This window comes from Agriterribacter sp., assembly GCF_035497235.1.
Classification (GTDB): Bacteria; Bacteroidota; Bacteroidia; order Chitinophagales; family Chitinophagaceae; genus Agriterribacter.
Genome location: NZ_DATJEB010000010.1, coordinates 12,426 through 27,517, shown reverse-complemented (window position 1 = coordinate 27,517; position 15,092 = coordinate 12,426). Strand labels below are relative to the sequence as shown.

14 protein-coding genes are annotated in these 15,092 nt (G+C 43.0%); 11 read left to right on the top strand and 3 right to left on the bottom strand.

The annotated features are described in order from the left end of the window. Positions 1-327: 327 nt before the first annotated feature. The 4 genes from VL121_RS02425 (at position 328) to VL121_RS21635 (ending at position 3,394) form a co-directional block, all read left to right on the top strand. Entirely contained in the window at positions 328-1,716 is a 1,389-nt protein-coding gene (locus VL121_RS02425) for a serine hydrolase domain-containing protein (RefSeq protein WP_325401779.1), read from the top strand. A 38-nt stretch (positions 1,717-1,754) separates the two neighbouring features. Further along, a complete protein-coding gene (locus VL121_RS02420) occupies positions 1,755-2,285 on the top strand; it encodes a class I SAM-dependent methyltransferase (protein WP_325401777.1) in 531 nt (176 codons plus the stop codon). An 83-nt stretch (positions 2,286-2,368) separates the two neighbouring features. Further along, positions 2,369-3,007, top strand: a complete 639-nt coding sequence (locus VL121_RS02415; RefSeq protein WP_325401775.1) for a hypothetical protein — start codon at positions 2,369-2,371, stop codon at positions 3,005-3,007. A gap of 165 nt (positions 3,008-3,172) precedes the next feature. Further along, positions 3,173-3,394 (top strand): UPF0175 family protein, encoded by a 222-nt coding sequence (locus VL121_RS21635; RefSeq protein WP_414635396.1) that lies wholly within the window; start codon positions 3,173-3,175, stop codon positions 3,392-3,394. Here the strand turns inward: VL121_RS21635 and VL121_RS02410 are convergent. Further along, positions 3,331-3,825: a DinB family protein gene (locus VL121_RS02410; protein WP_325401773.1), complete on the bottom strand. Its 495-nt coding sequence runs from the start codon at positions 3,823-3,825 to the stop codon at positions 3,331-3,333. The two genes, VL121_RS21635 and VL121_RS02410, sit on opposite strands and share 64 nt — an antisense overlap. 80 nt (positions 3,826-3,905) lie before the next feature. On the opposite strand from VL121_RS02410, the gene VL121_RS02405 reads away from it, so the two are divergent. Continuing rightward, a complete protein-coding gene (locus tag VL121_RS02405) occupies positions 3,906-5,351 on the top strand; it encodes a sialate O-acetylesterase (RefSeq protein WP_325401771.1) in 1,446 nt (481 codons plus the stop codon). Between the two features lie 157 nt (positions 5,352-5,508). Here the strand turns inward: VL121_RS02405 and VL121_RS02400 are convergent, their stop codons facing one another. Then, positions 5,509-6,309: an RDD family protein gene (locus VL121_RS02400; protein WP_325401769.1), complete on the bottom strand. Its 801-nt coding sequence runs from the start codon at positions 6,307-6,309 to the stop codon at positions 5,509-5,511. Between the two features lie 79 nt (positions 6,310-6,388). Between VL121_RS02400 and VL121_RS02395 the strand changes: the two genes are divergently transcribed. The 6 genes from VL121_RS02395 to truB all read left to right on the top strand — a co-directional run bounded on the left by VL121_RS02395 (position 6,389) and on the right by truB (position 12,657). Beyond that, positions 6,389-7,351 carry a stage II sporulation protein M gene (locus VL121_RS02395; RefSeq protein WP_325401767.1) on the top strand — a complete coding sequence of 321 codons (963 nt, stop codon included), beginning with the start codon at positions 6,389-6,391 and terminating at the stop codon, positions 7,349-7,351. 1 nt (position 7,352) lies between these two features. Beyond that, positions 7,353-8,222 carry a DUF4129 domain-containing protein gene (locus VL121_RS02390; protein ID WP_325401765.1) on the top strand — a complete coding sequence of 290 codons (870 nt, stop codon included), beginning with the start codon at positions 7,353-7,355 and terminating at the stop codon, positions 8,220-8,222. Then, entirely contained in the window at positions 8,219-9,445 is a 1,227-nt protein-coding gene (locus VL121_RS02385) for a DUF4350 domain-containing protein (RefSeq protein WP_325401763.1), read from the top strand. Before VL121_RS02390 ends, VL121_RS02385 begins: the two co-directional genes overlap by 4 nt. A gap of 1 nt (position 9,446) precedes the next feature. Then, the gene (locus tag VL121_RS02380) at positions 9,447-10,424 is read left to right on the top strand and encodes an AAA family ATPase (RefSeq protein ID WP_325401761.1); all 978 of its coding nucleotides are present in this window, start codon (positions 9,447-9,449) and stop codon (positions 10,422-10,424) included. A 3-nt stretch (positions 10,425-10,427) separates the two neighbouring features. Continuing rightward, positions 10,428-11,771: a DUF58 domain-containing protein gene (locus tag VL121_RS02375; protein WP_325401760.1), complete on the top strand. Its 1,344-nt coding sequence runs from the start codon at positions 10,428-10,430 to the stop codon at positions 11,769-11,771. Positions 11,772-11,955: 184 nt separating this feature from the next. Next, a complete protein-coding gene (gene truB, locus VL121_RS02370; protein WP_325401758.1) occupies positions 11,956-12,657 on the top strand; it encodes a tRNA pseudouridine(55) synthase TruB in 702 nt (233 codons plus the stop codon). Positions 12,658-12,671: 14 nt separating this feature from the next. On the opposite strand, the gene tamL is transcribed toward truB, so the two are convergent. Next, entirely contained in the window at positions 12,672-15,083 is a 2,412-nt protein-coding gene (tamL, locus tag VL121_RS02365) for a translocation and assembly module lipoprotein TamL (RefSeq protein WP_325401756.1), read from the bottom strand. Positions 15,084-15,092 lie beyond the last annotated feature (9 nt).

Genomic DNA, 15,092 nt, shown 5'->3' with positions numbered 1-15,092 from the left:
CGCTTACAAATGGGGCGGCGGATGTTTGGGTGGCGTCCTTGTTTTTGTAATCATTTACTATCTTTTGGGTTATTGTTAGTGCTCTGTCAAACGTGAAATGCAGGGCTGTCTCAAAAGGGCCGGTATAGATGATATGCCACTAAGACTCTAAGACACAAAGTCCTGAGTTTTATTTTCTTCGCTCACCTGCCTACCGGGCACGCAGGTGAGCGACCTTGTGGCAAAATACTATCTTTTAGACAGCGCTATAATAATATACAGACATAATTTGATCGATTTAAAACTATCTGATGTACTCCCCTATAGCAGGAACCATCCATAATCAGTATGCGCTTTATAATGCCGGGTAAAAAGATCATTGGGCGAACCGCTTTTTTGCTGCTGATGGGTTTACTTGTTTTTATAGCCCGGTATGTATACCTGGCTACTCCTGTCATAAGCGCATATGGAGCCAAAATAGCTTGTTCGGCCGTTTACCTGCAGCACCGGGAAATTCAAACGGTTATTGAGGAAGAGCTTTCAGCCTTTCCTTTTTCTATAGCAACTTATACTTTAAATGAACGGGACGCATCGGTAACCGGATCTGTATGGGGATTTGCCAAACGAAAAGCCATTTACCGGGAAGGGCTGGGCGCCACATTAGTGAATGACAGCAGCGAAGCCCAAATAAGGGCACAGCAATTCAGGCGCCCGGTAAAGCCTGTACAATATACAGACAGCATCCCCTGGCCAAACGGCGATCAACTGCCGGATACTTTACCCCGAAGTATTAATATTATTCAACTGGATGCCATACTTCAACGTGAACTGGATGATTATAAAACGGTGAAGCCCCGGCATACAACAGCGGTAGTAGTAGTGTATGACGGCCAACTGATAGCTGAAAAATATGCCGATGGCTACAATAAAAATACGCTTATGCCGGGATGGTCGGTTGCCAAGAGCATAACAGCCGCGTTAACCGGTATTCTTGTAAAAGAAGGAAAGCTGGATGTGAATGCGCCTGCGCCTGTGGCGGAATGGAAAGGAACCGGCAGGGAAAGGATTACCATAAAGCAATTGTTGCAGCAAACTTCCGGATTGGATTATGAAGAGAATTACAGGAAGCCGGGCAGCGCTGCTACTATGCTTTTTAAAAAAGGGAACGCTGCTGCTTACACGGTGCAGTTGCCTTTGAAATACGCTCCCGGCAGCGTATTCAATTATTCCAGCGGCAATAGTAATATTATAAGCAGGATCATTCGCCAGGCTACAGGTGAAAAGAACTATCACGCTTTTCCCTGCGAGTGGCTTTTTTACAAGGCTGGCATGTATTCGGTGGTGCTGGAGCCAGACGCATCAGGCACTTACGTGGGGTCCTCTTTTTGCTATGCAACGGCAAGAGATTATGCACGCTTTGGCCTGCTCTACTACAATAATGGAAAATGGAACAATGAACAAATATTACCGGAAGATTGGGTGAAAGCAACGGTTCAGCCATCAGCCGCAGATACGCTTCAACAGTATGGATACCAGTTTTGGTTAAATGGCTTTAATAAAAACGATCTTACGCAGCGATGGTATGCTGATGTGCCGGCCGATATGTATTTTGCAGATGGTTTTGGAGGTCAGGATATTTACATCATCCCTTCAAAAAAATTAATAGTAGTTCGCTTAGGCCTGCATGTAACAGATGAGAACAAGTTGCTTAAAGAAATCATTTCAACCATCCGGTAAATATTTGATATTGACATGATCAAAACAAATTATGCTGTATGCGGATAGATGAGGCGGCGGCCATGCTTGATAATGAATACTTCCATTCTGCACAACAAATGGTTTGGGCCGACCTTGGATGTGGCAACGGAACTTTTACGCTGGCGCTTGCAAATCTGCTTTCTCCGGGCAGCTTTGTGTATGCTATAGACAACAATGCTACTGCATTGCAACAAATACCTTCCAGCTATAATCAGGTAAGCATTAAAAAATACAACGCTGATTTTATCATGGACGGGCTGCCATTTGATACAATTGATGGAATACTTATGGCCAATGCATTGCATTATGTGCAAGACAAAGATGCCTTTATAAAAAAAACCTCCACCTTTTTAAAAAATGATGGGCGGTTTTTAATTGTGGAATACAATACAGATCAACCCGTACCGGTATGGGTGCCTTTTCCGGTAAGCTTTACAGCGCTACAAAGCTTATTCCAGGATGCGGGTTTTAACACGGTCCGGCTGCTGAGCGAACACCCTTCTGTATATGGACATGCCCATTTGTATTCGGCGATTGTTACAAGATAATGCCCTCTATTTATTTATAAGTATGTTAAGAAAACGGACTGCAACAAATGCGAAGAGAAAAGATGTTATTTTTATACCCCATCATGAAAAAAATAGTTTCGTTATTATTCGGTATTTGCTTTTTTATTTCTCCGCTGTTGGCCCAGCAAACCAGCGATGTGGCAGGGAGTTATTTTCTTGAAGGCGTAAAAGAAACCACCAGCGGCTTTCAGTTAAAACCCAATTATACTTTTACATTTTTTTTTACCTATGGCGGGCTCGACCGATATGGTTCGGGAAGATGGGTGCAGGAAAAAAATACCATCGTATTTAACAGCCGGGGGAAACCTGCAAGAGATTTTAAACTTTTATCTGCCAGGAGGGTCAATGATAATTTTGTAACCATAAAATTCACAGATAATAATCCCGGTATAATACGCGGAATAGAATGCATATTATATACGGCAAGAGGGCGACAAAAATTATTTACCGGCGATGACGGCATGGTAAAGTTTCCTAAAAATCAAGTAGACTCCATCCAGGTATTTTCGCCACTCTTCCCCGATCATCCCTTTACTTACATTGTAACCAATAAAATACAGAACAATTTCGAGTTCGCCTTTGAAAAATGGATTGCGGAAGTTTTCTTTGAAGATTTTACCTTACTGCTCACCAATAACATGCTGGTGGGACAGCATCCGCTGCTGAACGGTAGGCAGTTTAGATATGTAAAAGATAAGTAGATGGGTTGAGGTTTCAGCTACCAGATCAGCCGTCAATGAGCGTAGTGCTAAGGAATTGGCATGGAGTATCAGGTATGAACACCATCCTGAATTTATTGTTGTATCCTTCGGATTTGAGGTAAGTATCTGCCAGACAATATAGACATAGACAGTCGACAACTTGCAATGATTGTTGCAAGCCAGCTCTATGAGCAGGGGAAGCGCTCACTTGGACAAGCGGCTGAAGTTGCAGGGTTAACAAAGAGAACATGTGCCGAATTATTAGGCAATTATGATGTTTCGATCTCTAATTTTCCGGCATCAGACCCTTCAGGAGATGTAAATTATTTTTCATCCGCCGAAGGTCCGTACATGCCCGGCACCGGCACATTCAATAACCTAAGATAAACTGATAACTGCGCGCGGTGATGAATAATATGATTCATCACCATGTTACGGATAGCCGCTTTACGGGGCAATTCAAATCTTTTCATCTCACCTCTTCTCAACGTCCACTTTATATTCAATTCTTCATCTGTAGCTTTTGCTAATAACGCAACCGCCTGCTGTATGATAGTATCAAAAGCCGCCATTATTTCATCTTTTGAAGAAACCCTAACGCGATCAAAAATATCCTTTGTAAAATCAAACTCCGTATTTGCCATCATATAATTGATCCATCGCGGCAATTCCGCTATATGGCAGGCCAGCCGCCCCAGCGATGTACTCTTATCATGTGGTTTCCAGTCAAACTGGTCTTCCGGTATCCGTTCCAGCATTTTGCGGGTGTTGGATGCTTCGTATGTAAGTTCGCTTATGAGTCCTGTATTTATTCCCATTGCAAAATTTTTATGCAAAGATATAATTGATTTTGGTGATGCTTCTTTTCTTTGCTATCTTTTGCGCATAAATACATTATATGAATATAAGGCTTATATGCTTTTCTTTACTCAGTTTCATTTTCATGAGCGTATGCCCCGGTGCTTTCGCCAATATCCGCCTCCCGGCTGTACTTTCCGATAACATGGTATTGCAGCAGCAATCCACTGTAAAGCTTTGGGGCTGGTCATCTCCCGGCGAAAAAATATTCATTACTACATCATGGAGTACAATGATTGATTCCACTATTGCATCGGGCGATGCCAAATGGAATATGGCGGTTAAAACGCCTGCAGCGGGTGGTCCTTATACCATTACGTTTAAAGGCAGTAATACGGTTGTGCTCAGCAATGTAATGATTGGTGAAGTATGGGTTTGCTCAGGCCAGTCGAATATGGAATGGAGCAGCCTGAATGGTTTGCCGCAGATAGATGCCGAACTTCCTAACAGCGCTAATATCAATATCCGTTTCTTTCATATTCCTAAAACTACGGCACTAACGCCACAGGAAGATTGTGCCGCAACATGGAAGGAATGTAACCCGGAAACATTAAAAGGTTTCAGCGCAGTAGCTTATTATTTTGGAAAACAATTGCAGCAACAATTAAATGTTCCGGTAGGATTGATCAATACCAGTTGGGGCGGTACACCTGCTGAAGTGTGGACACCGGAACAACTGGTGGAAAATGACCCTGAGCTGAAAGCAGCAGCCGCTAAAATAGGGACAACCAACTGGTGGCCCAACGCACCGGGGAGAGCGTATAATGCTATGATCGCTCCTATTACTTCTTTTAATATCGCCGGCGCTATCTGGTACCAGGGAGAAAGCAATGCAGCCACTGCATCTACCTATAAACAACTGATGACAACCCTTATTGATAGCTGGCGTAAAGACTGGAAGAAAGATTTTCCATTCTATTACGTGCAGATAGCTCCTTTTGCATATGGCAACAAAAATATAGGCGCGTTGTTAAGGGAGGCGCAAGCACAAACCCTTACTCATCCCAATACAGGCATGGCTGTTATAACAGACCTGGTGGATGATGTTAAGAATATTCATCCGCATAACAAGAAGGATGTGGGCGCAAGACTGGCTGCGTGGGCTTTGGCGGAAACCTATTACAAAGAAGACTTTCCTTATAAAAGCCCCGTGTATAGAAACATGGAAGTAAATAAAAATAAGGTAACGGTGTATTTCGACAATGCACCCAAGGGATTGATTATAAAAGAAGGAGAAAAGAAAGCCACCGAATTTTATATTGCCGGCGATGATCAGCATTTTTTACCTGCCGATGTAAAGATTGATGGAGATCATGTAATACTCTCCAATAAACAAATTAAAAACCCTGTAGCCGTTCGTTTTGCATTCAGCAATACGGCAATAGCCAATATTTTCAGCAAAGAAGCCGGCCCAGGCGGACAGGGATTGCCTGTAACCCCTTTCAGAACCGATAAGTGGGAGGTGGATACGGGAAAGGTGGAATAGAGGAGTTTGTGGTTTAAAAAAATAACAATCAGCTTTCGGTAGGGGGAGGTGAGAAAATAGATGTGAGAGGAGAAGTGTGGTAAGCAGATACTATACCTTATTCCTCACATCCTATACCCTTACCCCTTCTACCCTGCACCCTTTAACCCGCCTACGCCTACCCCTTCGTTGATAAATAATTATAATCCTTTAACAAAGTATCTAAAAAATCAAATGCAGGCATGGTACTTTGAATGGCTAAAACATTTTTCACGCGGTCTGAAGCGTTTTCCACCATTTGCGTATGACCGAGTTTGCGGCCGGTATCCAAAATACCTTTAATGGTATTTACATCCCTATCGCTTAAGCGCATTACCTGTGGAAATACAGGAACATAATTATCGCTCACTTCCATGAAGATGGTATCTTCTAAGTTTCCTTTGGGATTGGCTTTAATGAGCAGTGTTCCGGCCGCAAGATCACCAAGCCTTTTCGATTTTTTGTGCACAGCCACCAGGATCAGGTCCGCAATAAACATCAGGGTTGTTATCCACAACGCTTTTAATGCGCCAATCCATCCAAATACAATAGCAATAATAATAACAGGAACGGAAAGATCTGACGAGCGGAGCAGCCACCGGATCATGTACTGCCCCGGCGAAGCTTTTCCGCCGTTATCATTCACCACCCGTAGTCTCAATATTTTCTTTCCTACGCTCTGCCCGTTCCAGAACAACTCACAAAAAAAATGATAGGTGAACACGGGCAGCAATATAATAAGCTGCAGGGCCCACATGTTGTACCCCGAAATATTGCCCGCGTAATTACCGGCGGCGGAAGCGTATACATTGTAAGCAATGATGATATAAAATATTTGCAGCACAAAATCAATGATCCATGCGATCATCCGGGTATGAAACGGAGCACTTTCAAATTCAAGGTCAATATTAAAATTGGTAGGAATAAAAATCTTACCCATAGTATGCAATAATATATATTTGGGTCAGTTCTTAAACGATGTTAAGTATTTATTTAAATTGGAGCAAATTTAATTACTGTTGCGCGAAGCCTTATTCATAAAAAAGCATAAAGACAGGTGGCTGAAAAACCAGCATATGCCCGCAGAAGATGCCGATGAAACCGCTGTGGAATTCACGCAACTGGTAGACGACCTGTCGTACGCCAAAACATTTTACCCGTACAGCAGGGTAACCCGGTATTTAAACGCAAGGGCATCCCAGGCCTACATGAACATTTACCAGAGCAGGAAAGAAGAACGCAGCCGTATTACAGCATTCTGGACATATACTGTGCCGCTTACTGTTCGCAGGCATCATGGTGTATTATTATTTTGCGCAGCGCTTTTCATTACCTTCTTTATAACGGGCTTTTATTCATCGCAGCATGATGAAACTTTTGTACGTGAAATGCTGGGCGACAGCTACGTGAATATGACAGAAGAGAATATTGAAAACGGCAAACCTTTTGGCGTATATGCCGAAGGTGGCGCATTGCTGATGTGGCTGGGTATTATGATCAATAATCTTTTTGTGGCATTCGGCTACTTTGCACAGGGGCTCCTGCTTTGCATTCCACTCATTATTTCGCTGCTTACGGAAGGTATCCGGCTGGGCGCATTTGAACAAATGTTTTTTGCGAAAGGATTGGGTATGCAATCTGTACTCACTGTTTTTATTCATGGTACGCTTGAAATATCGGCTATTGTAATAGCGGGCGCCGCCGGCATTATATTAGGCAAGGGCTGGTTGTTTCCCGGAACGGGTAAAAGATCAGACGCGTTTATGCGAGGGGCTAAAGATGGCGTTATTATACTGGCAAGTCTGATTCCTGTTTTTATAGTAGCGGCTTTTTTTGAAGGATTCATCACCCGCTATTATACAATGCCCTGGTGGTTGAGCGGTTCTATCCTGCTCTTGTCTGCCGCATACATTACCTGGTATTATATTATTTATCCTGTACAATTGCAAAAGCGTTTATTGGCTAACCGCAAAATCTTATGATGTGATCGGGCGCCTCATTTATATATACCTGTTATTTACCGGCGCCGTTTTTACTGCTGTCCCTGTTTCCTGTTATGGCCAGGAGCAGGCTGACAGTATGGTGGCAACAGTGGAGAAAGACAGTATAGAAACCATGTTGGACAGCCTGACCAGCTACTCAGCCAACAGCGATTATGATGGAACGCAGCAGGATACCTTATTTTTTTCCGGCAAGGAATATCACTCTTCATTATATGATTCATCTGCCATAAAAAACAGGCTTGTTCCCGATTCGGTTACGCAGGCACTGAAAGCGGATAAGGCCTTCTGGTATGCCAATAAAGACATGCAAGCCCAAAAGAAAGACAGCGGCAGCAATTCATTGTGGGATAGGTTTTGGAATATTGTTTTTAGCCTGCTCCGTTCACCTGTTTTCAGGCAGTTGATGTGGCTGCTCATGCTCACCCTGTTTTCAGCCACTGTGATATGGTTCCTTATACAAAATAAAATGAACATATTTGGATCAAGCAAACCCATTGCCTTGTCTTCGCAGGTAAAGGAAGACGGCGTAGATAATATTTTTACGGCTAACCTGCAGGAAGCCATTACCCTGGCTGCAGCGGAAGGTGACTACCGGTTAGCCATACGTTTTTCTTACCTGCACTTATTAAAAATCTTTTCTCAAAATGGTTTGATCCACTATGCCACCGGTACCACTAATAGCGAATATCTTGCCCGGTTATATACACAGACCTTTTATAAGGATTTTTTTCGGGTTACCCGCAGCTACGAATATGCATGGTATGGAGAAATACCGGTAAGCAGGGAACAGTATGAAAACATTCAGCACGATTTTTCTTCACTCTACCAAAAAGCGGGGATATCTATTTGAAAAAAACAATACCATACCTGCTGGGCGGTTTATTGTTTTTACTGCTATTAGCCCTGCTAACAGGAGGAAATAAAAACATTTTCGATCACCGGGTTACCCTGAATAAAAAAGATAAGATCCCTTACGGAACTTATGTAGCCTACCAAAATATTTCTCATTTATTTCCACAGGCAAAAATAACCATCAATAAAAAAGTGCCGGGCTATTGGGATGAAACGGTATTGGATTATGATACCGGCAGGCAGGCTATGATTATTATTTGCAAAGATTTTAATGCCAGCAATGACGAATTGACCGAATTGTTCCATTTTGCAGGCAGAGGCAACGATGTACTCATCTCATCGTACGATCTGAGCAATGATGCGCAGCGTTTTTTTCATTTGGATTTGAGTTATGCCGATGCAGGTTTCCCGGTATTCGAAAACTTTTCTGAATTAGATACTCTCGACCTGGGGCTTATGCATCCTCCTTTTTCTACAACGCATAACCGGTATGCTTATCCCGGCAGAAAATTTAATTCCTGGTTTAATACTTTCGACTCTTCCATGTCGTACGTGCTGGGTACATCGGCCAAAAGCAAGCCTTCTTATATCCGGTTACGTGTAGGTGATGGCAATTTTTTCATTCACACCGCGCCGCTCGCGTTCAGTAATTATTTTTTGCTCCATAAAGAAAACATGGGCTACTACAGCCAGTTACTCTCTGCTATGGATGCACAGGCTTCAACCGTGATATGGGACGAATACTACCTTCACAAGCCCCAGGGCAACGGACAAAATAGTCCGTCCCCGCTTCGTGTATTAATGGAACAACCGGCCTTTCGTATGGCCTTACTCACTGCGCTTACGGGATTGGTGATATATATATTGCTCGGCATAAAAAGAAATCAGCGTATGATACCTGTTGTTACCGCACCGGGCAACGACTCATTAGACTTTGTAAAAACCATTGGCCGCTTATACTTTCAGAAAAGAGATAATAAAAACCTCTGCCAGAAAATGAGCGTTTATTTTACAGAATATGTTCTCCGCCATTTTAATATGGCCGCAGGAAATATGGATGCGGATTTTATTACACGGCTTTCTCAAAAATCAGGATGCAGTGTGCATACCATTCAATCTATAACAGACTATATTCGCTTTATACAGGAAGTGCCTGCTGTTCACGACCGGCAGGTAGCTGAGTTTTATCAGTTATTAGAACGCTTTTATAAAATTACTTAGCATGGAAGAAAATGTATTTCAGCCCCGAACGGATCTCTCGCAACTGCATGAAATTGTAGCGCAAATGCGCAGCGAAATAAGCAAGGTAATTGTTGGGCAGCACGACATGGTCAAATTAATTATGGCGGCGCTGCTTGCCAACGGGCATGTATTGATAGAAGGTGTTCCGGGCGTGGCCAAAACCTTAACCGCCAGACTGGTGGCTAAATGTATTGCATTGCATTTTTCACGCATACAATTTACGCCCGATTTGATGCCGTCCGATGTACTGGGTACTTCCATCTTTAACCCGAAGGAAGGCGGCTTCCAGTTTAAACGCGGACCTGTTTTCGGTAACATTGTGCTGGTGGATGAAATTAACCGGGCGCCGGCAAAAACACAGGCGGCATTATTTGAGGTAATGGAAGAAAAGCAGGTAACGGTAGATGGCTACTCGCACCAAATGGAAAAGCCTTTTATGGTGCTGGCCACACAAAATCCTGTGGAGCAGGAAGGAACCTATCGTTTACCTGAAGCGCAGTTAGATCGTTTTCTTTTTAAAATAACCGTTCCGTACCCTACTGAAGAAGAAGAAATTGCCATATTAAACCGGTTTCATCAAACTCCGGGGGAAGAAATAGCCGCACAGCTACATGCTGTTTTATCGGCAACGCAGATCAGCGAACTAAGGCGATTAGTAAGACTGGTATTGATTGAAGAAAAACTATTGCAGTTCATCGCCCGCCTGGTAACATCTACCCGATCGCACAAATCTATTTACCTCGGCGCCTCTCCCAGGGCTTCATTAGCCATAATGATGTCGGCCAAAGCCATAGCAGCTATGCAGGGCCGTGACTTTGTAAAGCCGGAAGACATCTTAGAAATGGCTGTTCCGGTATTGCGCCACCGCATTATTTTAACGCCTGAAAAAGAAATGGAGGGCGCAACGGAAGATGATGTCATAAAAGAAATTATTCACGCACTGGAAATACCGCGATAACTATTGAAAAATCTTGTGGCGCTATACCGCTCCTTTATGCTTACCCGCAACGTATACCTGTTGCTGGCTGCTGTTGTGCTGTTATTTATCCTTTCTTTTTTTATTCCGGTATTGTTTATTCCGGCCCGTTTGCTCTTGGTTTCCCTGACTGTTCTTGTATTGATAGATGCTATTGTATTGTATGCCAAGCCGCGAGCACTCAATGGCAGGCGGGTCACTGCCGGGCGTTTCAGTAACGGCGATGACAATATGATTCACCTGCAGATTGAAAATCATTATACATTTACTGTAAGCGTTAAACTTATTGATGAACTGCCGTTTCAGTTCCAGCAAAGAAACTGGAAAAGGAAAGCGGTATTGAAAGGCGGGAAGGAGTACCATCTCACCTATTCATTGCGCCCGATGCAAAGAGGCGAGTATGCTTTTGGTAATATCAATGCTTTTGTAACCAGTCCGCTGGCACTGGTGCAACGCCGGTATATTTTTGAACAGCAGCAGGTAATTCCTGCCTATCCATCTTTTCAGCAATTGAAACGATACCAGCTAATGGCTGTAAGTAACCGCCTGAATGAAACAGGTATCCATCGTTTGCGAAAATCAGGCAGCAGTATGGAATTTGAACAAATTAAGGAATATGTATCCGGCGATGATAACAGGAATGTGAACTGGAAAGCTACGTCACGTAAAGGAGACCTGATGGTAAATACCTTTACGGATGAAAAAAGTCAGCATATTTACTGTCTCATTGACAAGGGGCGTAATATGAAAATGCCTTTCGAAGGCATGACGCTTTTAGACTATGCCATTAATGCCTCGCTGGTATTAACCAATGTAGCTTTGCTGAAACACGACAAAGCCGGGTTGCTTACTTTTGCCAGCCACCCGGAAACTTTTTTGGCGGCAGACCGAAAAGGCATACAAATGGAAATGATACTGGAAAACTTATACCGCCAGCAAACCCATTTTTCAGAAACCGATTTTGAAGCGCTGTATGCACATATCCGTGGTAAAATAAAAAGCAGGGCATTGCTGATTCTCTTTACCAATTTTGAATCTATTCCCGGCTTTCAGCGCCAGTTGCCCTACCTGCGCAAAATAGCCAGACATCATTTGCTGCTGGTGGTGTTTTTTGAAAATACGGAACTGAAAGCGCTCAGGGAAAAGCCGGCCGGAAACCTCGAAGATATTTATATAAAAACCATTGCGGATAAGTTCGCTTTTGAAAAAAGACTGATCGTAAAAGAGCTGCAGCAGCATGGTATACTTTCTATGTTAACTACTCCTCAGCAGGTAAGCATAAATATCCTTAATAAGTATATTGAATTGAAAGCAAGGCAGGCATTATAAGCGCACCGAAGAAAAAAACCCAAAAGCAAATAATAAGAACCAAATAAAATTCAAAGCCGAGATATGAAAAAAGGTCAAACTCAAGTCACACGTCAATTGCTCTATTTCCCGCATTCCCACATTTGCATATTTTCACATTTTCATATCCCTTCCCCCATATCTTTGCGCCAAACTTTCAAGCCGCATGCAGTCTGAACCAAATAACCCGTTTGCCGAAGGAAAAGTGTTGCTGATCAATAAACCACTACGCTGGACATCTTTTGACGTAGTGAGAAAAATACGTTCTGCTATAAAAATAAAAAAAGTAGGTCATGCCGGAACCCTCGATCCTTTAGCCACAGGATTACTGATTGTGTGTACCGGGAAGTTTACAAAGAAAATAAATGAATACATGGCCCGGGAAAAGGAATACACCGGCAGCTTTACGCTGGGCGCCACCACGCCTACCTACGACCTGGAAAGTGAACCGGAGAACTTTAAGGACTACCAACATATTACTGAAAACCAGTTACATGAATTAACGAAACAATTTACCGGGCACATTCAGCAGGTTCCTCCGGCACATTCCGCCATAAAGCAAGACGGTAAGCGCGTATACGAAATGGCCCGGAAGGGTATAGCCGTTAAACTGGAGCCCAGAACATTGTTCATAAAAGCATTTACCATCACAGGTATTGAACTGCCCAAAGTATATTTTAAAGTAGTATGTTCCACGGGAACGTATATACGCAGTTTGGCACACGATTATGGCAACGCCCTGGGTTGTGGCGCTCACCTGAGCAGCTTATGCCGCACACGAATAGGAGAATTTACGCTGGAAGACGCTATGACGCTGGAGATGTTTCAGCAAATGGCGGAAGCGCTGAAGCACCAAAATAACACATAGCCTGTATTGCGCATTTAAAAAGGATACCCAATACCAAACTGAAGCACAGGGCTTCTCATATTAGAAGTAATGAACCAGCCATTATTTTTCGGTTTTATAAATTCATCCGATGCATACAAAGGATCTTTTAACCGCCACCCAAAGTCGAACCGCAATAAAAAAAACTTAAAATCTAACCTCAGCCCCGCGCCGCCGGCCACTGCAATATCTTTATACAGCCTGCCCACATCAAATACAGCATATTTAAATTCGGGGCTTGAAGATCTCCTTACCCAAACATTGCCGATATCGGTAAATAAAGCCCCGCGCAGCCAGTAGCCATATACGGGAAAAATATCAAACCGGTATTCAATATTTCCTTCTAACTGTATATCGGCATACCTGTCGTCAAATTTTTTCTCCACCACACCCGGTGGGTCGGTTGTAACCGTTCGAACCCTGAGTGTATCATAAAAAATACTGGAGCCCGGCCCCAGTTTACGCAATTGCCATCCCCGCATGCTATTGGGACCACCGGCAAAAAACTGCCTGAAAAAAGGGAGGGAAATATCTCCCTGCCGGTTTTCTGTTTCAAAACCAAGCCCGTACCCGGCAAATACCCTGTACGCCCACATGGACTTGGCATGTGTAACATAATGCCTGAAATCGGCACTTAATTTTATAAAGCGGTATAATTGGCCAAGCGGTTTCCTGTTTGCCGTTTGCTTTTTAAACAGCTCACCTATAAGCAATCCCGATTCTTCACCATACAATCTCAAATAATTAAATATCCGCGGATTGGCAGCATTGAACCTGCGGGTATAGGTTCCGTTAATCCCCATGATAAGCCCGTTGTTATAAGAATATGAGAGGAGCGGATAATCGCGGATCAACTCCTCAAAGCCGAGGTCAATATTATAAATGCGCGTAAACTCAACATTCGGAAACCTGATCTGCCAGTTAATATTGGCCCTTTTCTGAAACTCATACCCGAGGTATGCGTTTACCGTATTGATCTTATAATATTTATACCGGTCTATATACGACCCGTCTAAGTTTACATAGGTTCTGGCATTCAAAAAATCTGCCTGGTTCTTTAGTTTAAAGGGGGTGAGTAAACGCGGAAAAATAAGCCTGTTGCTTAACCCCACCTCTGTAGAAAGTATCTTGCGGAAATCCGTAAACTCAATACCTGTTCGCAGCACATTTTCCAATTGTAGTGCCTGGCGGGCAACATTCCTGTTCCTTAACTGAAAATTAAGTGCCAGTCCTTTATTACCCGCATTATACAATTGGTTTTGAGCAGAAAGTATACTTGAGCCTTCGAAATCGGCGCTGAAAAAATATTTTTTTGCAGGAACCATCCGGATAAAAAAATCCACTACCGGCTCAATGGAATCGGTGGGACGCGCGTTAATGGTTACATTTTGCCAGGCCTCAATACGGTTAAAGTTGAGCAATGTTTTATTGAAATCGGATGCACGAAACAACTCGCCCGGCTTCAATGCAATTCTTTTTACCAGAAAAGAGGGTTTAAAAAGATGATAACGGCTATAAATGCTGTAACCCCCATATTTCGTTAACTGTAAATTTCGCTGCGTACCCGTCATCAATTCCGCCGGCTCATCGGGCAAAATAACAACATTGCCTACTTTATATAATTGTGTAATGGAACTGTCTTTTAAGGGTATTTCCAAAATAGCAATATCTATCGTTGGGTTTTGGCTCTTCCGCTGCGCTTCAACCTGGAGCCGTATTTGTTCAAATGGATCTGCAGACGCGTCTATCAGCGACACGTTCACGGTATCTAACTGCGCTTTAATCATCTCCCGGTTGATCCGGTAATAGCCATTGTTGCGGAATACGTCTATCAGCCGGTTCAACTCTTCATCAATTTTTTGTTTGCTGAAAGGATCCGATTTTTTCAGGAGTGATTTATCCCTGTTTTCACTTACCAGCCTTTGCAATGTGGTATCGGTAAAATGATAGCTTATGGAATCTATGCGAAACATATTCCCGGTATTAACATGGTAGCGCACTTTCAGCCGGTACTGATCGGGTTTTTCATTGCGGATAACCGTATCCACTTTATTCCATTCCGCATATACATTACTCCTGTAATAGCCGTTATTATGCAGCAAATTACCCATGTTTTCAACAGACCGCTTAACATAGTTGCTGTCGAATACTGCCGGTCCGGTTAACACATGGCGGATAAATAAAACACTTTTGAAAATGGGTTTTACACTATCCTCAATCTGGGCTTCCAGCTTGCTTTCCAGTTCCTTTTTTTCGGCGGAACCTATTTTACCATTAATGGCTATTTGGTTCTCAAAAACAAAGGGCTTATAGGGGCGGTATTTTTTTACTACTGTGCATGATGATGCCAGTCCTAAAATGATTATAATGAAATAGAAATGATTAAAGAAAGAAGAATGTATTTTCATCCGTATATT